Here is a 24131-nt window from a genome sequence, read left to right as displayed (position 1 = left end):
TCACAAACGTAGAACTTATCTAAAGCCATTCCAAATAATCAGCCACTTTATTTATACACATTCTAAATAAATCTATTTTTGACGTATCTTGCCTGCGTACCAGCTTGTCAATCATGCGTCCATTCGTTCTGCTTAGTGTTGCTTTGTTGCTCTGTCTAAGAAGTTTCGCCCAGACTACTCCAAAGGCTGATGATGTTAAAGCGATCAAGAGTCAGTGCGGCTGCCACGAAGTCGCCTTTCTGTACGCCGAGACGTTTGCGCCCGAAAAAAGCTATACGTATAAAGACAGATATTCTGCCAAAGGTCTGGAATGGGTATTTGTAGACGAGGAACTGCCAGGAAAACTCGTGATCCAGCACCTTTTAATTGTAGGCGATACGATCATTGTCAAGCACTGGCGCGAAGACTGGCTGTACGAGTATACCAGCCTGCTGAAATTCGAGCAAAACGCTTCCTGGAAGCGTGTGACCCTTACACCTACTCAAGTAAAAGGGCAGTGGACTCAGAAGGTGTTTGAAGTGGACGATAGCCCACGTTACGAAGGGTCAGCGACCTGGATTCATGCCGATGGGCGGCATTATTGGGAAAGCACCGTCGAGGCGCCCCTGCCCCGGCGCGAATACACCAAACGTAGCGATTACAACGTAATGCGCCGAACAAACCATCATGAAATCCGACCGGATGGATACGTTCACGAGCAGGACAACGACAAGATTATCCGCACCGAAGCGGGCGATCAGTTGCTGGTATCCGAAAAAGGGGTGAACACGTACCGGCGCACAGACGAGCGCAAGTGTGAGACCGCAAAAACCTGGTGGGCCGAGAACCGCGCCTACTGGGCTGACGTACGGGCAGTTTGGGATGAGCTGTTAGCCAACCGCGAGCGTGTTGCCCTGCGGGGGCAGGTGAAAGGCAACGTATTGGGCCGGGAGCTGGATGAACTGGCCGCATCAGCTCAAAAAGTCTCCTACAATTCAGCCAGCAGTCGCCAGCTTATTCGCCAGACAATCGAGAAGTATCTTAAATAACGATTCCGAAATGGCTAGTCAGTGGCGGGGTAACATAACTTGGCTGACAACCTGTGTTGTATTTGTTGGGCGGCCGGTATTCCACGACGTATCGAGAGGAGCAGCAGTTTCCAGGGTATCACAGTCTTCGAGCCGTTCCTGCAGGTCCTTGATCTGGCTTTCCTGCTGACTCAGATTACGTTGCAAGTCGATGGTAGCGTCTTCGAGCCTCTGGTGCCGGTTGTAGGCGACCCACAGTAAGGCTGTAATGCCCAGCAGGAGCACAACCACTACGGTCAGCAGGGAATAAATGGCTCCTCGACTTCCAATAGACATAGTAGGACAGAAAGCCACAAATAAACAAAAAGCTATGGCTATAAAAAAACCTACCACTCGTTGGAGCAGTAGGTTTTGAAAGGGGAATGTTAAGCTCGATTACCGGGCTGCACCGTAGTCCTGACCGGCGCTTTCGGGGAAGTTTTTCATGATACTAACCACCGTTTCGCGGAACGTCTGATCACGGTCACGCTCTTTATTCCGGTTGTTGAGCTGACCCGTAGCCCAGCCCTGCCAGATGATGTCATTGGTACGGGCATCCGATACGTTAACCACTACCCGGTTTTCTTCGTACTGCCGTGAGTACACATTGTTACCCATGCCACCGTACCACCACGAGTAAGGCGAGTACATGTTGTTCGACTGGATTTGCTGACGATCGCGCGAGTCGGTAAAGAAGCGAACAATCAGATCAGCTTCGCCCTGCGTTACGGGCTTATAGCCACGAGCCTTCAGCGATTGATCCAGCGCATCGGCAATACGACGCTGGTTCAGGTTGCTACCCACGATTGGATCAGCGTTACGTTGCCGGTCAGCTTCGATCCGATACGTAGTGAACTGCCGCACATTTACTTTCGAATCGTAATCGTACTTGACCGTAATGGCCGGGGCGCAGGACGCCAGCGTACCGACGATGAACAAGCTGCTAATTATGCCTTTAATCTTCATTTGTTTTGGATCATTAAATGGTATCAAACCTACTACTAAACGCTGAAGAAACAGCCATTCGTATATGACACATTAATAACTAAAAATGGGGACGCTTGGTTCCGGTTTTCCAGGATATGCTTGAATGCAATTAAAGAGATAATGCATTGATTATAACTATATTATTTAACAATTTAATTCATATTCCTGCGTTTACTTACGCACTGTATAACCTGCACAAAATCCCTTCTTTACGTAAAGGCGAAAACGGGATTGACTTACTAATACGCGGATTGTCAGCGGCAAACCGGTAGAATATTCGATATCTATAATTTTACCCAAAAAGTTTGTCTGCTCTGATGGTACGTCTAACGGGTTTACACTTTTTTGTCTGGTACGTTGTTGCCTTGTCGATAAGCAGTTGCGTGTATCCGGAAGATCTGGCTACAGAAGGAACGGTCAACGTAGTGGTCGTTGAATCCAGCATCACCAATCTCGACGAACCCCAGCTGGTACGGCTGAACCGCTCAAAAGCAGATCCGTTCACGGGCCGCTTCGGCACGCGCCCGCTAACCGGAGCTACCGTTGACGTACTAATTGATTCCGTTCAGCGGGTGCGCTTTACCGAAACGGACTCAGGCCGTTACCAGGCTCCAGCTTCTTTTGTCGGTCAAATTGGGCACCGGTACCAGTTGCAGTTCACGCTCAAAGATGGCACTCACTACGTGTCAGCCACGGAGCGAATGCCCGCAGCCCCGCCCATTCGTCGTCTGTACGAACGATTTAACCCAACCAGTCTCAACCAAGGTTTGCTAAACAACCCCGCGTACCGAGCCGCTAACGACATCTACATTGATTGGCAAGATCCAGCCGATCAGGCTAATTATTACCGCTGGGATTGGGTGTTGTGGGAAAAGCAGCTGTGGTGCCGGTCTTGCCGGGGCTCTTACCTGGTCTATGCAATTGACCCGGTTACAAAGCAGTACACAAACCGCTTACTGGAGGACTGCTATTACCCCGATCCAAACTACGAGCCGCCCTATATTGATTATGAGTGCCGAACTGAATGCTGGGAAAAACTCTTCAACTATAACCTCACCATTTTTGCCGATACGTACACGAATGGCAGAACTGTAACGGGAAAGCTGGTTGCCCAAATTCCTTATTATCAATACCAGCCCTGCCTGGTCGAAATCCGGCAGAGTGCGCTAACAGCAGAAGCATACAGCTATTTCAAACGAGTTCTGGATCAAACGCAAAACGCGGGTGGACTGGCAAATACGCCCCCCGCAGCCCCTACTGGAAATGTTCATAATGGCTCTAATTCCGGAGAAGCTGTAGTGGGTTATTTTGCGGCATCGGCCGTATCGGCAGAGCGCTACCTGCTTGACCGCCGGGAGAACACGGGCAATGCACCCGGTTTGTTCAGAGCCCTGAACGCCAATCGTGATCCTACGCCCGAACCACCCGGCTTAATTCCTTATTACCTGCCCCGAAACTCGGTGGGTCGGCCACCAACGGCCGTGTGTGTAGATAGTGACAACCGAACGCCAAACAAGCCCCAGGGCTGGCCAAACTGATCGAATCTGACAATCTCGCTGGCACTCAGCCAACTCAAAACTACCCGCTGGCCGGGTTTGTCAAGTTCATTGTACGGGCAAATAGACCACGAACGTAGAACCTACGTTGGGCTTGCTGTGGGCGCTTAAGTAGCCGCTGTGGTTATCCACTACTTTTTTGCAAACCGCCAGTCCTATCCCCGTACCCGTGTATTCATTACGGCCATGCAGTCGTTGGAAAAGATTAAAAATCCGGTTCGTGTGTTTCTCCTCAAAACCAATTCCATTGTCCTGAATACTTACCGCTACGTAGTCACCCGAGGCATTAGGGTACAGAGTCTGTATTTCAGCGTCACTAAGCAATTGGGCGCTGATGTGCACAGAGGGAATCCGGTCGGGTGAGGTAAATTTCAGGGCATTGCTGAGCAGGTTTTGAAACAACTGCCGGAGCTGCAAGCCATTACCCCGGATCGTAGGCAAGGCTTCGACTTCGATAACGGCGGCACGGTCCTCAATAGCTGTTTCCAGATCGCCTATCACCTCGTTGATCAGTTGGTTTAGGGACACGGCACGGAACGAAGGTTTTTCGGTATTTAACCGGGAGTAGGCCAGCAAGCCCCGAATCAACTCCTGCATACGGCCCGTAGCTCCCTGCATTCGCCGGATTATGTCCTGTGCGGTAGGATCGAGGGCAGGCGCATACTGCTCCGTCAGCATGGTACTGAACGCTTGTATTTTGCGCAAGGGCTCCTGCAAATCATGGCTGGCAACGTAGGCAAACTGCGCTAGTTCGGTATTGCTCCGGTTCAGTTCATTAATGTTACCTTCCAGTTGCTGCTGGCTGGTTCGAAGCTGGCTTCGGCTCTGGCGTAACTCTTCGTTGTCACGTAACGTTTGCTCTACGACCCGCTGCGCGTGAATGTCGGCCATAAAGCCGTTCCAGTGAACGATCCGTTGGTTCGCATCGCGCAGAGGAGAAGCCGAAACCATGTGCCAGACGTACTCATCCGTTTGCCGGTGCCGAAGCCGCCATTCCCCCTGAAACGGCGTACTACTCGCTACCGAATCGGCCCAGGCCGTACGCACAGAAGCCCGATCATCCTCGTGAAAGATGGTTAACCACCCTTTCTGGTTTAACTCGGGCAACGTATCGTCCAGGAAGTTGGTAAAGCCCTGATTCGCATATACCAGCCTGTTGTCCGACGTTAGCGAGAAAATTAACAGCGGCAGCGAATTGGTCATTTGCCGGTACTGCTGCTCACTGATCTGAAGGCGGTCCGCGAGTTCCTGCAACTGGCTATTTTTCCGTTTAATATCATCGTAAGGCGATGCCGGTGGCTCGTGGGTGAATAACCGCTTCCACCCTTCCAGGCGCGCCACACTCACCGACTGTAAATCCGAAACGTTACACATGAGCTGAATATCCGTGCCTTGGTCCGTTACGTCTACGAGTAATTCATCGACCAGCCTACGGGCATTATTCAGCGCTTCCTCCGCGACCTCCAACTGATACCGTCGCCGATCCTGCAATCGAACGGCAATTCGCCACCCTTTCTCATCGTCGGCGTGCATGCCTAACTTCAACGAGCTGTGTCCTCCCCCGGCCAGCGCCAACCGGGCTACTTCCGAAACGGCCGTAGCGAAGGTCGTTTGGGCAGCCAGTGAAAATCCTCCTAATTCGGCTAGCTTCATGCTCCGCTTATGGACCAGGATCAGGTCCATTTCGTTGTCCAGGTTAAGCCTTGTTAATTCATGCATACACTTAATAAATGCGGGCAACCACTACCGACATATCGTCAGTTCGACGAGCGAATTCTTTATAAATAGCAGCCGCTAGTACAATAGGTTGATACCGGCTAATGTTTGGGTACCGCGCCGGATTCCAGCGAGTCTGTATACCATCCGACGCCATAACCAAACAATGACCAGGTTCGTAGGGTAATTCGTGTTCCAGCAGGGTCCTTGGCAGATTATACCCCAGAATCCCGTTTTGAGGTATATAGTTTTTAAGCTGATTAACCCCCGTCAGCTGCGTTTTAATGTTTCCGACTCCGCAAATCTTCCATTTTCGGCTGCTAAGCTCAAAAATCGCGCCCGTACCAACCAGCCCGCGCGTTCCTATCGCAGCCCGATGGATAGCTGCCAACCACGTAGCCGGGCTTAGGTTACGTTGTTGATCCAGCGTTCGAAGCGCTAGCTGAATGGCTTGTTCTGCCAAGTCACCGTGGCCCAATCCATCCCCCAGAAAAACCGCTAGTCCGGCAGTTGTTACCCGGGCGTAGGCACCATCTCCGCAGGCCGTTTCGCCGGCTTTAGGCACAATCACGCATTGAACATCGGCTAAGAGTATTTTATCCGATAATTTTGACGGCTCCTGATACACGTGCACTAAACCGATGGTACCCCGATCAGGTAACGAATACAGTTGAAACAGATCGGCCAGCCGTTTGATAGCCCCCAATCCTTGCCCCAGCGATCCTCCCGTTGAGACGCCGTCGAGCATCATCCGGCTGGGGTCAACCATGCCTGGGCCTTTATCCAGACTGATTAACTCAATACCTGTATTTGCACCGTCGTGCAGAGGCCGCACCAGCAATTCGCCTTCTTTAGCATACTTAACTAAATTGGAGGTCAGTTCGGCTATAATAATATCAACCTCGCTGATCTTTTTAGCCGAAAACTGGAGTTGATTCGCTAAGGCACGTACCTCACGCTTGATTAGACTCAAATAACTTCGATCAGTAACCGGATATGTACGATGGGGCGTGTTATCCATTGGTCCATTTTAGTATGGTCACCGTCGTTCCTTTACCTACTTCGCTGGCTAACGTAAACTCATTGACCAGTCGTTTCGCGCCTGGTAAACCCAATCCCATCCCTGCTCCCGTAGAATAGCCCATTTCCATGGCTTTCTCTATGTCAATAATGCCGGGGCCTTTGTCGGTAAATATGATTCTGAAGCCATCTTTGTCGGCCTGCCGCACCTGCTCCAGCCGTGCGTCTCCGCCACTGGCGTAGTTAATCATATTCCTGGCTAGTTCACTGGCAGCCGTGGTCAGCTTAGTCTGATTCACGCTGTTCATACCCAGTCGACCGGCCTGGTCCCGAATGTGGCTGATGAACGGAATTACGTCGGACTCCTGTCGAATACTGAACGTATTGGCTGCTAACACCTCAATCGGCGTCGTATTGAGCATTGTCGCTAGACCCGTTAATCAGGTCGGTCTTTAGGCGAAGTAATTCCATGCCTTTCTCTATATTGAGGGCTGTATGTATCCCGTTGAGAGCCAGCCCTAATTCAACTAACGTAATGGCTACCGCTGGCTGCATACCAACTACAACGGTTTCGGCATCGAGTACACGGGCCATGCTGGCAATGTTGCTCAGGATGCGCCCCATGAATGAATCGACGATGGTAACGGCCGATATATCGATCATTACGCCCTGCGCCCCGGTTTTAGCAACCTGACTGATCAGGTCTGCTTCCAGATCAAGGGCTAATCGATCATACAGGTCAACTTGTATAGTGACCAGCAAATACTGGCCAATACGTAATATGGGAATGCGGTCCATGCGGGCGAAGTTTAGGAAAGCGAGGTGCTGGAAGGAGCCTTCCGAACCTCTAGCTGCATGGTTTTAAACGCATGTTTGAGCGCGCTGGCCAGCGTTGCCTTCGTAACTACATGCGATAGATCGATGCCCAGGTGAACAATGGTCTGGGCAATTTCGGGACGAATTCCACAGATAATGCATTCGGCTCCCATCAGACGGGTTGCATTGACAGTTTTGATTAGGTGCTGCGCTACCATCGAGTCGACCGTTGGTACGCCGGAAATGTCGAGTATGGCGATGCCACTGCCGCTTCGTACAATTTCCTGTAGCAGATTTTCCATGACGACCAGCGCCCGGGAGCTGTCCAGCGTACCAATGAGCGGCATCGTCAGAATACCATCCCACACCTGCACGACGGGCGTAGAGATTTCGGTCATCTCGTCGGTCTGCCGCGTGATCACTTCTTCGCGTCCCTGAATGAACGTCTCAAACGTGAAAATGCCCAGGTTGTCGACAAGTTTGCTGATTTGAAGGATATCGGTCAGCAGTTGCCGGGAATCTTTACGCTCCTGCTGCACCACATCCAGCAAAGCATCTTTCAGGCTGAAGATGTAAGTGCCGGTTTCGCGGGGTGTAAACCCCTGACGAGCGCGGGAAAACGAAATACCGGACAGAAGATCGAATAACGGGCCAAATGCCTGGTTGTTAAGCATGGCTAAACTCTCGTCGGTTAGCACTTCTAGGAGCGTATCTAATAATTCTTCCGACTGCGTCCGCAAGTCATCATTACTCATCAGATCATCCCGTAGCCCACTATCGGCTAACTGGTTCTTCATCCATAAGGTTAGGATTTGTTTCTTCTTCTGGCGAAGAATACCGACAAGTGAGTCGCTCATAAATTAGCTATGAATATCTACCAAATGTACTAAAAAAGACGGCCCGGGAGTAACCTGCAAACGAATATGCGTTCAAGCGGTTACTAGATTTGCTAGATACTTCAGGCAGCCAGCAGACTGCCCTTACTTATCAACCCAATTCACCGCCAAATGTTGACCCGTTCGTGACTGAGCCTAAAATAAAAACCACCACTTAACTCAGTGGTGGTTTTTGAACTACTTGAATCAAAAAGAAAATTAGGCACTTGCCAATGCTTCAGCCCCGCCGACAATCTCGAGAATTTCGGTGGTAATAGCAGCCTGACGGGTCCGGTTGTATACCAGACGTAATTCTTTCAATAATTCACCCGCGTTTTCGGTCGCTTTATCCATCGCCGTCATACGAGCACCGTGCTCTGAGGCATTGGAGTCCAGAACAGCCTTATAGAGCTGAATTTTCAGCGTCTTCGGAATTAGCTCAGTGATGATTTCTTCTTCCGACGGCTCAAAGGTGTAATTGATGGCGGAAGCCACAGCACCCGTCGGCGCTTCAGCGGCAACGATCGGCAGCATCTGCTCGGTACGTACAATCTGCACGGCCGCGTTCCGGAACTCATTGTAAACAACCTCAACGGCATCGTAACGACCGGCTGCGAAACCGTCCATGGCTTCTTCGGCGGCAGCCCGTACGGTGGCAAAACTCAACGAGCCAAACGCGTCGACATGCGTTGTGTTTACTTTAAAACCACGGCGCTGAAACGCTTCCGCGCCTTTCTTGCCGATAGCCATAATTTCGACGTTACCCGAACGAGCCTGCGCTGCATACTTTTCCTCCATAAGAGCCAGAGCACCCTTCACGGCGTTGGTATTGAAGGCTCCGCACAAACCGCGGTCGGAGGTGATCACAATGATCAGCACCCGACCAACAGGCCGTGCCTGCTTGTATGGACTTTCAGAGGCTGTTTCAGCACCGGCCGATACCGTACCCAGCATCTGACTAAGCTTCTGCGCATAGGGCCGCAACTGCGTGATGCTGTCCTGTGCCCGACGCAGCTTAGCAGCCGCCACCATTTTCATGGCTTTAGTAATCTGCTGGGTCGAGTTAATCGATGCAATACGAGCGCGTACTTCTTTTAAAGATGCCATTTTTTGTTGTCGGAGTTAGTCGTTAAGAGTCAGGGGCAAGAATCCTTCCGTGCGTCAGCTATTCTCACCCCTCACTTCTTGCTTCTAACTGCTTATGAATTAATAATTCGCCGATAAGTCAGCCGCTACCTTCTTAAGCGTTGCCGTAGCTTCGTCGCTCAGCTTGCCTGCCCGCAGATCGTTCAGGACGTTCGGGTGCTGCGCGCTCAGGACCATAGCAAACTCGCTTTCGAAGGCCTTAACTTTGTTGACAGGCACTTTATCCAGCAAACCGTTGGTCGATGCGTAGATGATCGCAACTTGCTGTTCTACCGGCACCGGCGAATATTGGGGCTGCTTCAGCATCTCCTGATTCCGGCGTCCGCGTTCGATCGTCAGCTTCGTCGAAGCATCAAGATCCGAACCGAACTTGGCGAAGGCTTCCAGCTCACGGAACTGAGCCTGGTCCAGCTTCAGCGTACCGGCTACTTTCTTCATCGACTTGATCTGTGCGTTACCCCCCACGCGTGATACCGAAATACCTACGTTAATGGCCGGACGGATACCTGAGTTAAACAGGTTCGACTCCAGGAAGATCTGACCGTCCGTAATCGAAATTACATTCGTTGGGATATACGCCGATACGTCACCAGCCTGGGTTTCGATAATTGGCAGGGCCGTCAGCGAACCACCACCTTTCACCTTGTCTTTCAACGAAGGCGGCAGGTCGTTCATGTTCTTGGCGATCTCGTCGTTCGAGTTGATCTTGGCGGCCCGCTCCAGCAGACGGCTGTGCAGGTAGAATACGTCACCGGGATAGGCTTCGCGTCCTGGTGGGCGACGTAGCAGCAGCGATACTTCGCGGTACGCTACAGCCTGTTTCGACAGATCGTCATAAACGACCAGCGCCGGACGGCCCGTATCCCGGAAGTACTCACCGATAGCGGCACCTGTAAACGGCGCAAAGAACTGCATCGGCGACGGATCAGATGCGTTTGCGGATACGATGACCGTGTAGTCCATCGCACCAGCCTTACGTAACGTAGCTTCCACCTGCTTCACGGTAGAGGCTTTTTGGCCGCAGGCTACGTAGATACAGAATACAGGCTGACCTTTGTCGTAAAATTCCTTCTGGTTGATGATGGTGTCAATGGCAACAGCGGTTTTACCCGTCTGACGGTCACCAATGATCAACTCCCGCTGGCCACGACCGATCGGAATCATCGCGTCGATAGCTTTGATACCGGTTTGCAGCGGCTCGTTCACCGGCTGGCGGAAAATAACGCCAGGGGCTTTACGTTCCAGCGGCATCTGGAATAACTCACCCTGAATGGGTCCCATGCCGTCGATCGGCAGGCCAAGGGTGTTTACAACGCGGCCAAGAATACCATCGCCAACGTTTACGTAGGCAATCTGATCGGTACGCTTCACCGTGTCTCCTTCTTTGACGTCCGAATAATCGCCGAGCAATACCGCTCCAACGTTATCTTCTTCGAGGTTCAGAGCCATGGCCTGAAGCCCATTGTCGAACGACAGCAATTCGCCGGCCTGCACTTTCGAGAGGCCGTAGATACGCGCTACGCCGTCACCGATTTGCAGCACCGTACCGACTTCTTCGAGTTCAGCCTCGGTTTGGGTTCCGGCCAATTGCTGGCGCAGGATGGCTGATATCTCGTCGGGTCTTACGGATTCCATATGTATATGATGATAATGAACGATTGATTTTAGGCCGCAAAGGTACAATTAAAATTTGATAAAAACTTGCTTTCGCTCACTTTCAGATGCTGAATCTTAGACTTTTCCAATAATTGATCTTCAGCGGACGGAACCGTTGACAGCCCGCAAAAAACCGTTCGTATAAAAGTGAGCTCGGCGAATAAATCCGGCCGGTAGAATAGGTCCGAAAAGGCCTACATTTGGTGTTTCTGGTACTCGTCCGCCAGCCAATGAAATTTTAGTTAAAACAACATTTACCAAACTTTTCTGTCATTCATTTACGTTTTACTAGTAAATTACCTATTCAGTTTATCACCTGTTTCGTTCGCATGAAGTTCAACCCATGGATGCTGGCCGGTATGGTATCAGCCGCTTTTATCGCTAATACAGCCACCGCTCAAGTTAAAAAACCAGCTGCTTCAAAACCTGCCGCAGGCAAGCCAGCCGTAGCAAAACCCGCCAGCGGTGCAACGCTGACCTCTTCGCAAGACTCTATTAGCTATAGCATTGGTCTTTACATGGCCCAAAGTTTGAAACAGCAGGGTATGACCGACCTCAATAACGGATTGGTGTTACGTGGGCTGGAAGACGCTCTGAAAGGTCAGAAATCACAACTCACTCAGGAACAGGCCGGTCAGGTCCTGAATGCTTACGGGCAAAAGCAATATGCCGCCCGCAATGCCGAGAACTTGAAAGCTTCAGCTGCTAACAAAAAAGTGGGCGATGCGTTCCTCGCCGAAAACAAGACCAAGACTGGCGTAACGACTACTGCCAGTGGCTTACAATATTCGGTTGAAAAAGAAGGAACAGGCGCTAAACCAACCGCTACCGATCGAGTTAAGGTACATTACACGGGCAAGTTGTTAGACGGCAAGGTGTTCGACAGTTCCGTTGAACGCGGTCAGCCCGCTGAGTTTGGCGTGAATGAAGTTATTAAAGGCTGGACGGAGGCATTACAGTTGATGCCCGTCGGCTCAAAGTGGAAATTATATATACCGGCTGACCTCGCTTATGGCGACCGGGGCGCTGGTCCAGATATCAAACCCGGTTCAACCCTGGTGTTTGACGTAGAGTTGCTTGATATTGTTAAACAATAACCAAAGAGTGAAAGAAAGAAAGACTGAAAGAGCGAATTTGGTAGCCAGATAGCCATCGCTCTTTCGCTCCTTCATTCTTTCGCCATTAATCTGGATCGAATGAAAAAGTATCTGGTGACCCTTTTGCCTGTGCTGATGCTAAGTTTTCAGCCAGATTCACCCTCGGGGGCGCATACTCCGGGCAGTACGTTCCTACGTGATGAACCAGGCTCATCGCTTGCCGATGAACTCAAACCATCGGTATCGCAGGAAAAGGTAGAGTCGTTGGTGGCGAAACTCCTGACGACGTATCATTATCGCAAGGTCCGACTTGATGACTCGCTCTCATCGGTGGTTTGGGATAATTACCTGAAAGAAGTAGATGGCAACAAAACCTATTTGCTAGCGTCTGACGTAGCGGCTTTTGAGAAGTATCGCTACCAGATCGATGATGCTCTGATCAATGGTGACCTCACGGCGGCTTATGCGCTCTTTAATGTATATCGCAAGCGGTATGAACAACGCAGCCAGTTTGTAAAAGAGCAGCTCAAAAAGCCGTTCACGTTCACAGCCGACGAGACCTTTAACACGGACCGGGAAAAAGCGCCGTGGCCGAAAACGGTAGAAGAGCAGAACGAACTTTGGCAAAAGATTCTGAAAAATCAGGCGCTGGAACTCAAGCTGGGTAACCGGAAAGACAGCGCTGTTGTGGCCACCATGACCCAGCGGTATAATAACCTGGATAAAGCCATTCGGCGGGTTAAGAGTGCTGACGTCTTCCAGATGTATATGAACTCGTTTGCCGAAGCGCTTGATCCGCACACGAATTACCTGTCTCCAACCAGCGCCGACCGCTTTAACCAGGAGATGAGCCAATCGCTGGAAGGTATTGGAGCCATGTTACAGGAAGATGGTGATTACATCAAAATCACCAGCGTTCTACCGGGCGGACCAGCCTTCAAAGGCAATCAGTTAAAGGTAAATGATAAAATTGCGGGCGTAGCGCAGGGCGATAATGGCCCAATGGTGAATACGATGAACTGGCAGGTCGATGAAGTGGTCAAACTCATCAAAGGCCCTAAAGGAACCGTTGTACGTCTGCAGGTCGTCTCTCCTGATGCCATAGCTGGCGCGCCCCCGAAAGAAATTCGTCTGGTCCGGGAAAAGATCAAGCTCGAAGAGCAAACGGCTAAGAAAGAAATCATTGAAGTAACCGACAACGGCAAATCGTTCAAAATTGGTGTGATCAACATCCCCATGTTCTACCGCGATTTTGAAGGTGCCCGTAAGCGGGAACAGGGCTTCAGCAGTACCACTACCGATGTGAAGCGGCTCATTGACTCGCTGAAAATGGAGAAAGTAGCGGGTATTGTGATTGACCTGCGCGACAACGGGGGTGGCTCACTCACCGAAGCGATCAATCTGACGGGCCTGTTCATTCCGAAAGGCCCTGTAGTTCAGGTACGTGAATCGACCGGAGAAACGGAAGTATATACTGATCCCGATCCGTCTGTTACGTACGACGGTCCGATGGCGGTGCTGGTAAACCGATTCAGTGCGTCAGCTTCTGAGATTTTTGCTGCCGCGATTCAGGACTACAAGCGCGGTATCATCGTCGGTGGTCAAACCTTTGGAAAGGGCACGGTGCAAACGTTGATCGACCTGAACCAGTGGTTGCCCAAAGAGCCCGAGAAGGTTGGTCAGGTTAAAATGACGATCCAGAAGTTTTACCGCATCAACGGCAGCAGCACACAGCACAAAGGCGTAACGCCCGATGTTCAGTTGCCAGAAGCTTTCTCGGCAGAAGAATACGGAGAAAGCTCACAGCCAAGCGCGTTGCCCTGGGATCAGATCAATTCCACGCGGTACGAACAGTCGCGCGGTATTGACGACAAACTGCTGAGCCGCCTGCGCGATCGGTTTGACCAACGCCTGAAATCCGATCCAGAACTGAAACAGTTGGCTCAGGATTTGGCCGAGTTCAAGAAAGCGAAAGAAAACAAAGTCGTTTCTTTGCAGGAGTCGAAGCGTCGGAAAGAGCGCGAAGAAGCCGAACGGAAACGGGCTGCTTCCAGCAAAGTATCGCAGATAACAGCTCCGATTGATGAAACCGGAACTCCGTCTCCGAACGCGCCTAAGAAGAAAAAGGATCTGTATCTAAACGAAGCTGGTCTGGTTCTCGCCGACTATATTCTAGCAGTTAATAAATAAGCTGACATAACAGCGTCTCAGCAAACCCCGCGCAGCAAACTGTTGTGCGGGGTTTGTGTTTATAGAGAAATTATGAGCAGAGCCGCCCGGACAAACGGCTCATTTTAGCAATCAGTTTATGTGGTATTTCCTCATCAAGCAGCATACGCTTGACACCAGCCAATATCAATCGCTGCAAAAACGGGCTTTGTTAACGGAAGTTGAACTGTTCAACGAACCCTACGAAAACTGGTACGTATTCACGATTGAAAAAGAAAATTATCCGGATTTCATGGATTTCCTTGACCGCGCCGGCATCGGCTACGACCTGGCGACGAGTCGGCCAACCCGCGACGAATTACTGGCCAGTATGCAATAACCGCTTAGTGCAATAAGGACGTAGCGCCGTTTACCACCGGGACCTGGTTTAGGTCAATCCGTCGTACCCGGCGGAAGAATCGCCACGTCAGTAGCACGGCGGCAATGGACAAACCAGCCAGCAAGCCGACCCAGACGCCGATGGCATCCATGCCAAACCAGAAGGCTAGGGCGTAACTCAGCGGCAAAGCAACCACCCAGTAGGAGAATAGCGTAATCAGGGTTGGAACGTTCACGTCGGCCAGACCACGCAAGCCGCCCAAGGCTACAACCTGGACGCCATCGGAAAGCTGAAAGAAGCCCGCCATGATAACCAGCGAAGCGGCAATGCGCATTACGTCCGGATTGTCCCGAATATACAACGTAACGAGCCAGTCGTTCGCCGTCAGGAACAAGATAGCGGTTAGGCTCATGAAGCTGACTGACAACATAAACGCAGCCATCCCCGCCCGCCATATCCCGTCGCGCTGCTTTCTCCCCAGTGCAGCGCCGACCCGAATGGCCGCGGCCGACGAAATCCCCGTTGCCATCATGTACGTAACCGAAGCCATATTTATGGCAATCTGATGGGCGGCCAGCCGGTCCTCACCTAATTGGCCAACAATGACTACGGCCAGTGAAAACAGAGCGATCTCAAAGAAAAAAGTCAACCCACCTGGTATACCCAGCCGGAGAATCGTCCATATATCGTCTGCGCAGGGCAGTTGATTCAATACACCCGTCAGATAAGGCTTAAACCGCGCAGCCCGGTAAATGTAGAGCAGCATGGCTCCGGCCATGAACAAGCGCGACAATAACGTAGCAGTTGCCGACCCCATCAGACCCATCTCGGGAAATGGACCAATCCCTTTAATCAGCAGGTAATTGAACAAAGCATTTACCGCTAAAGCCGAAAGCGTTATGGCCATTGCTACGCGTGGATATCGCAATCCATCGCAAAGTTGACGGGCGGCAACGAACACTAACAATGGGATTAGCGACGCGCTTAGAATCAGCATAAACGGCTGAGCCAGTCTCGATACGTCGGCGGTTTGGCCTAACAAACCGAAGTTGAACGCCAGCAGCACCGATAACCCACCCAGCACAAAACTTAACAGCAACGCCACCCGTAACGCGGCCCGAAACAATCGGTTTACACCAGCAGCATTGTGCTGGCTATCGGCTTTCGAAATTAAGGCAGCCCCAACCGCCAGTCCGCCAACGCCAATGCTCGACATCAAAAATGAGATCGAAGTTGCTAACCCAGCAGCGCCCAGCGGCACAGCGCCCAACAACTGCCCAACAAATAGATTGTCGGTCACGCCCATTAGCACCACACCCAACTGAGCAATAATAATTGGGATACTTAAACGAAGGGTATCGGTAAATTCAGGCCGGTACGTCCGGTATATAACGCGAAGAGCAGAAACCATAGTCAAAATTAACAGAATCTGTTCCAACCCGGTGTCTGCTGTATGGCCGTTGCCTGGAATCACCAAAAACTGCCCATCTTTACCCGCGTTAAGAGCGCCTTCAGTCGCAATTGTAGAAAAGCAGGCTGGACTATATTTCGCAGCAGAACTGCAAGTGCTGGCCGATTCGTCCTCTGCTTTGCCCTTCGCCCATTCCTTCGTACTTTTGTTTCTTTATCACCGACCAGCAATGCCCTTGAAAGAATACGGCAGTAGCATCCAGAAATTAGTTGACAACATGGTCAACATTGAGGACCGGGAAAAGCGTACCCGTTACGCTCACATCCTGGTTGAATTGATGCGGCAGATTCACCCCAACATGAAAGATGGGCAGGACTACTACAATAAGTTGTGGGACGATCTGTACATTATGTCGGGGTTTACGCTGGATGTTGATAGTCCTTACCCTCCCCCATCGGAAGAGGCTCTGGGCAAACAGCCTCAGCGGGTCCCTTACAACACCCATCACCTGAAATTTAAACACTTCGGACGTAACGTCGACCTGCTAGTAGCCAAAGCCGCTGCCATGGAAGACCCCGACGAACGGCGGGCGTTTGTGTCGTACCTGACCCGGCTCATGCGTACGTTCTATCAGGCCTGGAACAAAGAGTCCGTTGAAGACGATACGATCTTCCAAAGTTTGCTGGAAATCTCAAACGGTAAGCTTGCCGACGATATCCAACTTATTCGCGAACAGGGATTGGTAGAAGCGACCCCGCGCGAACGTACCGGCGACCAGACGCAGCCCCAGCGAATTGGCGGAGGAAACTACCGTGACCGGAATGACGGATCTGGTGGGGCGAACCGCAATTTCAGCAACCGCAACAACGCCAACCAGGGGCAACGTAACAACCCCAACAACCGGAATCGCAACGACCGGGATGGCGGATCAGGCCCGAACCGGAACTTCGGCAACCGGAATAACAATAACCCCAACCCTGGTCAGCGAAACGGCAACAATAACCGCAACAACGACCGAAGACGGCGGTAGTCTTTTGGTCGTGATGATGGTTGATGAATACGGGCTGTGCGGCTTTCTCTCAGCCTTATTTATCAACCATTGTTCATTTAATAGTCTGTATTATTTCATTAACACCCGAAATGGCATCTTTCAAAATAACAGGTGGGCGTAAGCTCAAAGGCGAACTGATTCCACAAGGCGCAAAAAATGAGGCTTTACAAATTCTCTGCGCCGTTTTGCTAACCAAAGAACCCGTCACGATCTATAATATTCCAAGTATCCGCGACGTCAATCAGCTGATTGACCTCCTCGGCGATCTCGGCGTGTGGGTGACGAAAATTGGCGAAAGTGCCTATCGGTTTGAAGCCAGCGATGTCAATCTGGATTATCTTGAGACCGATACGTACAAGCGGAAAGCCGCGGCTTTGCGGGGTTCCGTTATGCTGCTCGGTCCGATGCTTGCCCGGTTTAAGAAAGGCCGGATTCCGCGGCCCGGTGGCGACAAAATTGGTCGCCGACGGTTAGATACGCACTTTCTGGGCTTCGAAAAGCTGGGAGCTCAGTTCAACTACGATGCCAACGACGGAGGCTATTATCAGGTCGACGCCCGTAACCTGCGGGGTACGTATATGCTGCTCGACGAAGCCTCGGTTACGGGTACGGCCAACGTCCTGATGGCCGCGGTTATGGCAGAAGGCACAACTACTATCTACAACGCAGCCTGCGAGCCTTACCTACAGCAACTGAGTAAAATGCTCAATGCGATGGGTGCTAAAATATCCGGCGTTGGTTCAAACTTGCTGACCATAGAAGGCGTAACCGAACTGCACGGTACTGAGCACACCATGCTGCCCGATATGATTGAGATTGGGTCGTTCATCGGTATGGCAGCCATGACCCAGTCCGAGATTACAATAAAGAACTGTCAGATTCCGCAGTTGGGTATTATTCCCGATCAGTTCAAGCGCCTGGGCATCCAGATGGAATTTCGCGGGGACGATATTTTTATCCCGGCGCAGGAGCGTTACCAGATCGACTCGTTTCTGGATGGCGGTATGATGACCGTTTCGGATTCCCCCTGGCCCGGCTTTACCCCTGACCTGATGAGCATCGTTCTCGTTACGGCCGTGCAGGCGCAGGGAACCTTGCTGATCCATCAGAAAATGTTTGAGAGCCGCCTGTTTTTTGTGGATAAACTAATCGACATGGGCGCGCAGATTATCCTCTGCGATCCGCACCGGGCTACCGTGGTGGGCTTAAACCGGCAGATGCCTCTGAAAGGTATTCGTATGTCTTCACCCGACATACGGGCGGGCGTAGCGCTACTGATCGCGGCTATGTCGGCAAACGGCACAAGTATTATTGACAATATTGAGCAGATTGATCGGGGTTACCAGAATATCGACAGCCGTCTGAATGCCATCGGGGCCGAGATCATTCGGTTTTAAGAAATTGATACGTATCATTACATAAAAGGCCGCTGTGAACACCACAGCGGCCTTTTGGTATATTGGGCGGCTTTGCTTTATTTGCCATCGCTGTTCGTTGAACCGAACGTAACAGATTACGAAAACACGTTCGTATTCGGGCCCGGATGCGCGAAGACAACAGAATCATCAGAATAGAGTTAAACCATCTTCTGCTTTTCTTGTCTTTGAAATAAATTCCTTACCATAGTCGTCTTATTACAGACAATAATCAATACACACGATGAACCGTATTCAGTCAAACTTATCAATCTGGTTAATAGCCGCCCTGATATCGGGCGGGTCATTAGCCGCCTGCGCGCAGGCGACTTCGGGCGCAGGAACAGCGGCCAGTACGCCCACCGATCCGGCTAAAACGGCGTTGCTACAGCCCATGCAGCAGATGGTTACGAAGCTGAAGAAACTACAGGCGACGGGCGATCCTGACTTTGATTATGCGTTTCAGGCAAAAATCCACAATCAGGGCGTGCAGGACCTATTCAAACAGGAAATCCAAAGTGGCAAAGACGCTTCCCTGAAACAAATGGCTCAAACCCTGCTGGCCGACGCTCAGAAAAACCAGGGGTTGCTCGAAGAAACCCTGAAGCAGGTGAAGCCATCGCGGCCGAACCAAGCGTTTGCGCAGCAACAGAGCCGCAACATCGAAGCGATGAACCTCAAGCTTCAACAGACGGGCTCCAGCGATAAACTGACGGCCGACATTGATAAAAATTTCACGGCTCTACTGCTCGACCAGCGTCAGGATGCCATCGACATGGCCAATACGTACTTACAGTACGGTAAAAACAACAGCCTACGTACTTACGCGCAGGAAATGGTAGCCAAAGCCAAGCAAGAAATGGATAGCATCAAGGCGTTGCCTAAGCCATAAAACTTACACACAAAAAGCGTCGCTACGTGAACAACGTAGCGACGCTTTTTTGTGTGATTATTGGTTCCTTACATCAGGAACGGAGCAACGATTTTCAGGACGTCTTCTTTTGAGAGCGGCTCATCCCAAGCCTCGGTCGCGTTTTCGTAAGGCACACCCGGGATAAGGGCCGAAACTTCGAGATGCTTTACCGCTTCATCACCGGCATACACCGCCGAAGGAACGCCGGGGCTCATGTTACCTGTAATCCAGCCTTTCTGGCCGCGCAGTTCACGGACGCGGGCAGCATGACGTGCTTCCACTGAGTGAATTTGCAAAGCCGCCGTCAGGATCGGATCATTGTTGATCAGCTTAGGTGCCTGACCTTTGTAGGCACGCACACCCGTATCTTCAAACGCCTGCGACAGCGTTAAGAAAACCTGGTAGTTATTGAACGGCAGCGGGAACATGCCTTTAGCTGTGAAATCGAACATAGGCTTCTGCACTGCTTGACCACCCAACACGGATTTTAGCAGTTTAACGTGCGCATTTTCGTGCTTTTGGATTTGTCCGTACACAACCCGGGCTGTACCGGTTAACAGATTTGGGGTATCCATACCCACGTTGTAGAACTCGGCTTCCAGGTACTCCAGCGTTAGAGCGAAATTGAGCACATCGACAACAACGGGGTCTAGAGCCTGTCCGTAGGCTTTATTCAACGCCGATGCCAACACGGTTGGAGCCGCCACCGCGGCAGCTTTCCGACCAATCATATTGAACATGTGACGGCGCGATACGTGCTTCAGGCGGTCGTATACCTCGCCATCTACTTTTTCTAATTCGGAAATTATATTCTGTAAGTTCATCGCGTTGAGATCGTTTAAACGGTTGGAAGATTGTTAATCCGGAGGTCTTCTTTAATGAATTTTTTTGCTTGTGGCAATACCTGATTGGGTAGAAGCGCCCGCTCTAAGCCGGTGCTTGGATCAATCACGTCATCACCTGCAAAATCAGCACTGCCCGGACTAATCAGCTCCCGAATAACGGCAGCGTGACGAGCTTCAACGGATACGATAATTCCCGAAATACCTAAATTCGTTGCGTTTGTTAACAGTTGACCTGCTCCGTTATAAGCGGCCGTAGCCAGATCAGCAAAGTTTTTAGCCGTCATCAGAACGCTGTCGCGGCTGTTGAAATTAACACTGCTGTAATCCAGCGTCAGCGGAGGAATAGCATAGCTGCCCAACACCGTTTTGAAAAATTCGCGGTGCGTAAGTTCCTGGTTGCGAAGGTCAATAAATACTTGTTTTTCTTTCTCGGTAGCCCCGTCATAGAAGCGATCGGTTACCAATTCGAGGAAACGTAGCTCGGCCTGCTCCAGTGCATAAGCGTAGTTTAATACGCCGATGTCACCCGAACCTAAATCGATGATATCTCCTTCACGCGCACCTGCCGACGAGCCGCCCCCAGGTCCTGCTAGTGGCTCGGGCATTTTATCGGTACAGGCACTCATGATTAGGCCTGTTGTCGTGGCCACGCCTACATAACGCATGAACATCCGACGTCCCGCAAACACCGGAGAGATAGGTAACACCGACAACGGCTGCTTTGCCGGAGCTTGGCCTTGAGGTAGTTTTTGCATAATATTGAAAACGTTTGGTTGAGTATTGCGCCGATCATTCGGTTAGCAGAGTAAGTACTATTTGTTCCCAAAAACGTTTTAACTTATGCATGAAAGAACTACCCGATCAGATACATAGTTAGGGAATGGCCCAGTATAAGACCACTTAATCAATAGAATAAAAAAATATAACTTTTCACCCTTTTTGATTGCACAAAAATTTGAGCTACGGAACCGAAGAAATCCGGCCGAACGCCATTCTCTAGAACGGAAAATTTAGCTGGACGATTAGCCTTAAACGCTTTGCATAGTACTTAACTTCCGGTAGAAGCCTTCGTCCAGCGACAGCAGTTCATCGTGCCGGCCGCGCTCGACGATACGTCCCTGATTGACCACCAGAATTTCGTCGGCATGCTGAATGGTGCTCAGCCGGTGGGCAATTACCAGGGTAGTGCGGTTGGTCATCAGACGGGTCAGGGCTTCCTGCACTAGCTTCTCGGACTCTGTATCCAGCGCCGACGTTGCTTCGTCCAGAATCAGAATCGGCGGATTTTTCAAAATAGCCCGCGCAATACTAATCCGCTGCCGCTGACCACCCGACAATTTGCCGCCCCGATCACCGATAACCGTCTGGTAACCCGCTGACTGGGCCATGATAAATTCGTGTGCGTTCGCGATTCGGGCCGCTTCCATTACCTGCGCTTCGGTAGCAGCACTGCCAAAAGCAATGTTGTTAAAGATTGTATCGTTAAACAGAATACTTTCCTGGGTAACGATGCCCATGAGCGAACGTAACGAAGCCACCGAGCAGTCGCGCAGATCCAGGCCATCGATTAAAATCTGACCGGCAGTCGGATCATAAAAACGCGGTATCAAGTCAGCAATCGTTGATTTGCCGCCACCCGACGATCCCACCAGGGCGATGGTTTTCCCTTTGAGCAACTCAAAGCTGATGCTACGTAACACCGGTACGTCGGCGTTGTAGGCAAACGAAACATTCTGCACCGAGATACGGTCGCGGAATTCTGTTATAGGCACGGCCTGCGGCTTGTCGCCAATGGCAGGCTGCGTATCCATCAACTCCAGCACCCGCTCTCCGGAAGCCAGTCCACGCTGCGATCCGCTAAACGCATTGGATATATCTTTGGCGGGGCGGGTAACCTGCGAGAAAATGGCGATGTACGAGATGAACTCAGCCGCTGACAGATTCGACTGCCCGCTTAAAACCAGCGAACCGCCGTAGAGCAAAATGCCGGCTACTACCGCTACCCCCATAACCTCAGAAAACGGCGAGGCCAGTTCGCGACGGTTCGCCAGCGAACGTACTGCCTGTCGGTATCCTTCGTTTTCGGTCCGAAATTTATCCAGAATAAACCCTTCGGCCACGAAGCCTTTAATGACCCGCATGCCGCCGAAGGTTTCATCTAACAAACTCACCAGACTGCTTAGCCGCTGCTGCCCCTCCTGTGCATCGCGCTTCATGCGCCGGACCAGTGTAGCTATGAATCCGCCCGAGATCGGAATAACAATAATAGCAAACAGCGTCAATTGAACGGAAATGCCCAGTAACGCAATGATGTACCCAATTAATAGAAAGACTTCTTTCGACGCAGCGGAGAGCGTATTCGCAATAGAGTTCTCTACTTCCTGCACATCCGTTGTGATGCGCGACATCAGATTTCCTTTACGTTCGTTCGAGAAAAAGCCCAGGTGCAGATTCAGTGTACGACTAAACACGGCTTCGCGCAAACGCGCAACCATCCGGGCTTTGAACGACTCCAACTGCCGGATCGATAAATATTTAAACAGATTATTGAATAGTACGGAGATGACAATGACGATACAAACGAACTGAAGTGCACCCACCTTTCCGTATTCCTGAAAAACCTGCGCGAAATAATATCGGAACGCCTGGGTCGGTGACGTCGTAAACGAAGGAGCAGGCTGACTCAGAAACTGGCGCATCTGCTCGGGGTCCACCTTATCGAACAGAATTGTGAGTAGTGGAATAAGCAGCGTAAAATTGAGTACGCCAAACAAACTAGCCAGTAACGACGTCAGGACGAACGGCGTTAGGAAGGGGCCTAGTGGCTTGGCATAAGAGAGTAAGCGAAGGTATGTTTTCATTAGTCCTGCAAAGATACCGCCTTGAACCGGGATTTAGGAGATTAGATAGATTTGCCCAATTTTGGATAATGCATGCCGGACCATGTTACGTTGTAAAATTGTATACCTAAGAGTTATAGGTATACGTAATATTTAGATATGTTTGGCTTATGAACAGTACTACTAATTCTCAACTGCTCAAAGGAAGTCTGTCGGTCATGCTTCTGCGGCTTTTGGAAGACCGAGAGAAGATGTACGGTTATGAAATTACCCAAAAGGTAAAGGAGCTAACGGCGGGTAAGATGACAATTACCGAGGGAGCGCTGTATCCAGCTCTTCACAAACTCGAAGCCGAAGGTTTGTTAACCACCGAAACGCAGGTGGTTGATGGCCGTGCCCGCAAATATTACTCGCTCACCAAAACCGGCCAAACCAAAGCCGTCGGACGTATCGCGGAACTAAACGCATTCCTGGAAAATCTAAACCTAGTATTGAACCTGAAACCCAGCCTTTAATCATGCACCTAACCCACGAGCAGGCTCGACAGATTGACAGTCATTTGCGGAGTAACCTCACAAAAGTACAATGGTGGCACCAAGACGAATTTGTGGCTGAACTCACCGACCATTACATAACTGGTATTTCCGAACGCATGGAGCGTGGGATGCCGTTTGAGGCTGCCTTGCAGGACGTATTTGCTGGTTTTGGCAAACGTGCCGGATTGGAGCGACTGGAGCTTAATTACCGAATGTTACGAGCGAAAGAGGATCGAAGAGCTATGATGCGGCTGATGGTTAGCTATTTTGGATTTCCCCGACTATTTATCTCGCTCCCTTTGATTACTTTGCTTTTTCAGGTAAAAACGATTGTTCCATCGTTCCTCGACTATGGCTATCCTTTGCTATTGATTACGAATGGTATGGGGCTACTCGCCTGGCTATTTAAAAATCGTCTGGCACATTTAGGGAAATTTCAGGCTGCCGCCCAACGACTAACCGCTCCTTTCAGAAAGGCTTTCAACTGGGGAACGCTTGTTTTCGCTATTGAGCTATTTTCTAGCCCTTTACTCACCGGAACGTCATCGCCTTACGTAGCTACGTTTCTGTATACGATATCAATACTCTTTTCGCTTAGTCTAACTAAGCTGGAGAAGACCTATACGTTACGTAGACGCATTGTAAATTAACCAAACG

At 50.8% G+C, this 24131-nt stretch carries 23 protein-coding genes; 10 read left to right on the top strand and 13 right to left on the bottom strand.

The window, feature by feature from the left end:
• Nucleotides 1-113: 113 nt before the first annotated feature.
• Nucleotides 114-1028 (top strand): DUF6607 family protein, encoded by a 915-nt coding sequence (locus tag ACYVIY_RS24215; RefSeq protein ID WP_460979077.1) that lies wholly within the window; start codon nt 114-116, stop codon nt 1026-1028.
• 18 nt (nt 1029-1046) lie between these two features.
• Here the strand turns inward: ACYVIY_RS24215 and ACYVIY_RS24210 are convergent, their stop codons facing one another.
• Nucleotides 1047-1343 (bottom strand): hypothetical protein, encoded by a 297-nt coding sequence (locus ACYVIY_RS24210; protein ID WP_460979075.1) that lies wholly within the window; start codon nt 1341-1343, stop codon nt 1047-1049.
• 99 nt (nt 1344-1442) lie between these two features.
• Complete coding sequence (locus ACYVIY_RS24205) at nt 1443-2012, bottom strand: DUF4136 domain-containing protein (RefSeq protein ID WP_460979074.1); 570 nt, start codon at nt 2010-2012, stop codon at nt 1443-1445.
• Between the two features lie 338 nt (nt 2013-2350).
• On the opposite strand from ACYVIY_RS24205, the gene ACYVIY_RS24200 reads away from it, so the two are divergent.
• A complete protein-coding gene (locus tag ACYVIY_RS24200; protein WP_460979073.1) occupies nt 2351-3571 on the top strand; it encodes a DUF4249 domain-containing protein in 1221 nt (406 codons plus the stop codon).
• 66 nt (nt 3572-3637) lie between these two features.
• On the opposite strand, the gene ACYVIY_RS24195 is transcribed toward ACYVIY_RS24200, so the two are convergent.
• The 7 genes from ACYVIY_RS24195 to atpA all read right to left on the bottom strand — a co-directional run bounded on the left by ACYVIY_RS24195 (nt 3638) and on the right by atpA (nt 10797).
• Nucleotides 3638-5308, bottom strand: a complete 1671-nt coding sequence (locus ACYVIY_RS24195; RefSeq protein WP_460979072.1) for a sensor histidine kinase — start codon at nt 5306-5308, stop codon at nt 3638-3640.
• Nucleotides 5309-5312: 4 nt separating this feature from the next.
• Nucleotides 5313-6326: an ATP-binding protein gene (locus ACYVIY_RS24190; protein WP_460979071.1), complete on the bottom strand. Its 1014-nt coding sequence runs from the start codon at nt 6324-6326 to the stop codon at nt 5313-5315.
• The gene (locus ACYVIY_RS24185) at nt 6319-6747 is read right to left on the bottom strand and encodes an anti-sigma regulatory factor (RefSeq protein ID WP_460979070.1); all 429 of its coding nucleotides are present in this window, start codon (nt 6745-6747) and stop codon (nt 6319-6321) included. The genes ACYVIY_RS24190 and ACYVIY_RS24185 overlap by 8 nt, the downstream gene beginning before the upstream one ends.
• On the bottom strand, nt 6725-7123 hold the full coding sequence (locus ACYVIY_RS24180) for an STAS domain-containing protein (protein ID WP_460979068.1): 399 nt from the start codon (nt 7121-7123) through the stop codon (nt 6725-6727). Before ACYVIY_RS24180 ends, ACYVIY_RS24185 begins: the two co-directional genes overlap by 23 nt.
• An 11-nt stretch (nt 7124-7134) precedes the next feature.
• Nucleotides 7135-7998 carry an STAS domain-containing protein gene (locus ACYVIY_RS24175; RefSeq protein WP_460979066.1) on the bottom strand — a complete coding sequence of 288 codons (864 nt, stop codon included), beginning with the start codon at nt 7996-7998 and terminating at the stop codon, nt 7135-7137.
• Between the two features lie 237 nt (nt 7999-8235).
• A complete protein-coding gene (gene atpG / locus ACYVIY_RS24170) occupies nt 8236-9123 on the bottom strand; it encodes an ATP synthase F1 subunit gamma (protein ID WP_460979065.1) in 888 nt (295 codons plus the stop codon).
• Between the two features lie 99 nt (nt 9124-9222).
• On the bottom strand, nt 9223-10797 hold the full coding sequence (gene atpA / locus ACYVIY_RS24165; protein WP_460979064.1) for a F0F1 ATP synthase subunit alpha: 1575 nt from the start codon (nt 10795-10797) through the stop codon (nt 9223-9225).
• A gap of 350 nt (nt 10798-11147) precedes the next feature.
• Between atpA and ACYVIY_RS24160 the strand changes: the two genes are divergently transcribed.
• From ACYVIY_RS24160 to ACYVIY_RS24150, 3 genes are all read left to right on the top strand, one after another.
• The gene (locus tag ACYVIY_RS24160) at nt 11148-11915 is read left to right on the top strand and encodes an FKBP-type peptidyl-prolyl cis-trans isomerase (RefSeq protein ID WP_460979063.1); all 768 of its coding nucleotides are present in this window, start codon (nt 11148-11150) and stop codon (nt 11913-11915) included.
• A gap of 99 nt (nt 11916-12014) precedes the next feature.
• Nucleotides 12015-14105 (top strand): carboxy terminal-processing peptidase, encoded by a 2091-nt coding sequence (locus tag ACYVIY_RS24155; RefSeq protein ID WP_460979061.1) that lies wholly within the window; start codon nt 12015-12017, stop codon nt 14103-14105.
• A 118-nt stretch (nt 14106-14223) separates the two neighbouring features.
• Complete coding sequence (locus tag ACYVIY_RS24150; RefSeq protein WP_460979060.1) at nt 14224-14463, top strand: hypothetical protein; 240 nt, start codon at nt 14224-14226, stop codon at nt 14461-14463.
• Nucleotides 14464-14467: 4 nt separating this feature from the next.
• Here ACYVIY_RS24150 and ACYVIY_RS24145 read toward each other — a convergent pair whose 3' ends face one another.
• Nucleotides 14468-15874 (bottom strand): MATE family efflux transporter, encoded by a 1407-nt coding sequence (locus ACYVIY_RS24145; RefSeq protein ID WP_460979059.1) that lies wholly within the window; start codon nt 15872-15874, stop codon nt 14468-14470.
• Between the two features lie 229 nt (nt 15875-16103).
• Between ACYVIY_RS24145 and ACYVIY_RS24140 the strand changes: the two genes are divergently transcribed.
• The 3 genes from ACYVIY_RS24140 (at nt 16104) to ACYVIY_RS24130 (ending at nt 19232) form a co-directional block, all read left to right on the top strand.
• Nucleotides 16104-16904 carry a DUF4290 domain-containing protein gene (locus ACYVIY_RS24140; protein ID WP_460979057.1) on the top strand — a complete coding sequence of 267 codons (801 nt, stop codon included), beginning with the start codon at nt 16104-16106 and terminating at the stop codon, nt 16902-16904.
• A gap of 110 nt (nt 16905-17014) precedes the next feature.
• Complete coding sequence (murA, locus tag ACYVIY_RS24135; protein ID WP_460979056.1) at nt 17015-18322, top strand: UDP-N-acetylglucosamine 1-carboxyvinyltransferase; 1308 nt, start codon at nt 17015-17017, stop codon at nt 18320-18322.
• Nucleotides 18323-18584: 262 nt separating this feature from the next.
• Entirely contained in the window at nt 18585-19232 is a 648-nt protein-coding gene (locus ACYVIY_RS24130) for a DUF305 domain-containing protein (RefSeq protein ID WP_460979054.1), read from the top strand.
• A gap of 68 nt (nt 19233-19300) precedes the next feature.
• Here ACYVIY_RS24130 and ACYVIY_RS24125 read toward each other — a convergent pair whose 3' ends face one another.
• The 3 genes from ACYVIY_RS24125 to ACYVIY_RS24115 all read right to left on the bottom strand — a co-directional run bounded on the left by ACYVIY_RS24125 (nt 19301) and on the right by ACYVIY_RS24115 (nt 22959).
• The gene (locus ACYVIY_RS24125; RefSeq protein WP_460979052.1) at nt 19301-20077 is read right to left on the bottom strand and encodes a ferritin-like domain-containing protein; all 777 of its coding nucleotides are present in this window, start codon (nt 20075-20077) and stop codon (nt 19301-19303) included.
• Between the two features lie 14 nt (nt 20078-20091).
• Complete coding sequence (locus tag ACYVIY_RS24120) at nt 20092-20853, bottom strand: ferritin-like domain-containing protein (protein ID WP_460979051.1); 762 nt, start codon at nt 20851-20853, stop codon at nt 20092-20094.
• A gap of 273 nt (nt 20854-21126) precedes the next feature.
• A complete protein-coding gene (locus ACYVIY_RS24115; protein WP_460979050.1) occupies nt 21127-22959 on the bottom strand; it encodes an ABC transporter ATP-binding protein in 1833 nt (610 codons plus the stop codon).
• 149 nt (nt 22960-23108) lie between these two features.
• Here ACYVIY_RS24115 and ACYVIY_RS24110 point away from each other — a divergent pair, with 149 nt between their 5' ends.
• On the top strand, nt 23109-23453 hold the full coding sequence (locus ACYVIY_RS24110) for a PadR family transcriptional regulator (protein WP_460979048.1): 345 nt from the start codon (nt 23109-23111) through the stop codon (nt 23451-23453).
• 2 nt (nt 23454-23455) lie between these two features.
• Nucleotides 23456-24124, top strand: a complete 669-nt coding sequence (locus ACYVIY_RS24105) for a hypothetical protein (RefSeq protein WP_460979046.1) — start codon at nt 23456-23458, stop codon at nt 24122-24124.
• Nucleotides 24125-24131: the final 7 nt, after the last annotated feature.

The organism is Spirosoma knui (assembly GCF_054780635.1).
The sequence above is the reverse complement of the archived record's forward strand: the minus strand, read 5'-3'. Positions and strand labels throughout refer to the sequence as shown.

What these genes read in the sequence shown, in the direction of transcription:
- ACYVIY_RS24195 (WP_460979072.1), bottom strand. Translation starts at nt 5,308, where the DNA reads ATGCATGAATTAACAAGGCTTAACCTGGACAACGAAATGGACCTGATC.
- ACYVIY_RS24215 (WP_460979077.1), top strand. Translation starts at nt 114, where the DNA reads ATGCGTCCATTCGTTCTGCTTAGTGTTGCTTTGTTGCTCTGTCTAAGA.
- ACYVIY_RS24185 (WP_460979070.1), bottom strand. Translation starts at nt 6,747, where the DNA reads ATGCTCAATACGACGCCGATTGAGGTGTTAGCAGCCAATACGTTCAGT.
- ACYVIY_RS24150 (WP_460979060.1), top strand. Translation starts at nt 14,224, where the DNA reads ATGTGGTATTTCCTCATCAAGCAGCATACGCTTGACACCAGCCAATAT.
- ACYVIY_RS24155 (WP_460979061.1), top strand. Translation starts at nt 12,015, where the DNA reads ATGAAAAAGTATCTGGTGACCCTTTTGCCTGTGCTGATGCTAAGTTTT.
- ACYVIY_RS24180 (WP_460979068.1), bottom strand. Translation starts at nt 7,123, where the DNA reads ATGGACCGCATTCCCATATTACGTATTGGCCAGTATTTGCTGGTCACT.
- ACYVIY_RS24160 (WP_460979063.1), top strand. Translation starts at nt 11,148, where the DNA reads ATGAAGTTCAACCCATGGATGCTGGCCGGTATGGTATCAGCCGCTTTT.
- ACYVIY_RS24200 (WP_460979073.1), top strand. Translation starts at nt 2,351, where the DNA reads ATGGTACGTCTAACGGGTTTACACTTTTTTGTCTGGTACGTTGTTGCC.
- ACYVIY_RS24130 (WP_460979054.1), top strand. Translation starts at nt 18,585, where the DNA reads ATGAACCGTATTCAGTCAAACTTATCAATCTGGTTAATAGCCGCCCTG.
- ACYVIY_RS24105 (WP_460979046.1), top strand. Translation starts at nt 23,456, where the DNA reads ATGCACCTAACCCACGAGCAGGCTCGACAGATTGACAGTCATTTGCGG.
- ACYVIY_RS24115 (WP_460979050.1), bottom strand. Translation starts at nt 22,959, where the DNA reads ATGAAAACATACCTTCGCTTACTCTCTTATGCCAAGCCACTAGGCCCC.
- ACYVIY_RS24175 (WP_460979066.1), bottom strand. Translation starts at nt 7,998, where the DNA reads ATGAGCGACTCACTTGTCGGTATTCTTCGCCAGAAGAAGAAACAAATC.
- ACYVIY_RS24120 (WP_460979051.1), bottom strand. Translation starts at nt 20,853, where the DNA reads ATGCAAAAACTACCTCAAGGCCAAGCTCCGGCAAAGCAGCCGTTGTCG.
- ACYVIY_RS24110 (WP_460979048.1), top strand. Translation starts at nt 23,109, where the DNA reads ATGAACAGTACTACTAATTCTCAACTGCTCAAAGGAAGTCTGTCGGTC.
- atpG (WP_460979065.1), bottom strand. Translation starts at nt 9,123, where the DNA reads ATGGCATCTTTAAAAGAAGTACGCGCTCGTATTGCATCGATTAACTCG.
- ACYVIY_RS24205 (WP_460979074.1), bottom strand. Translation starts at nt 2,012, where the DNA reads ATGAAGATTAAAGGCATAATTAGCAGCTTGTTCATCGTCGGTACGCTG.
- murA (WP_460979056.1), top strand. Translation starts at nt 17,015, where the DNA reads ATGGCATCTTTCAAAATAACAGGTGGGCGTAAGCTCAAAGGCGAACTG.
- ACYVIY_RS24140 (WP_460979057.1), top strand. Translation starts at nt 16,104, where the DNA reads ATGCCCTTGAAAGAATACGGCAGTAGCATCCAGAAATTAGTTGACAAC.
- ACYVIY_RS24190 (WP_460979071.1), bottom strand. Translation starts at nt 6,326, where the DNA reads ATGGATAACACGCCCCATCGTACATATCCGGTTACTGATCGAAGTTAT.
- ACYVIY_RS24210 (WP_460979075.1), bottom strand. Translation starts at nt 1,343, where the DNA reads ATGTCTATTGGAAGTCGAGGAGCCATTTATTCCCTGCTGACCGTAGTG.
- ACYVIY_RS24145 (WP_460979059.1), bottom strand. Translation starts at nt 15,874, where the DNA reads ATGGTTTCTGCTCTTCGCGTTATATACCGGACGTACCGGCCTGAATTT.
- ACYVIY_RS24125 (WP_460979052.1), bottom strand. Translation starts at nt 20,077, where the DNA reads ATGAACTTACAGAATATAATTTCCGAATTAGAAAAAGTAGATGGCGAG.
- atpA (WP_460979064.1), bottom strand. Translation starts at nt 10,797, where the DNA reads ATGGAATCCGTAAGACCCGACGAGATATCAGCCATCCTGCGCCAGCAA.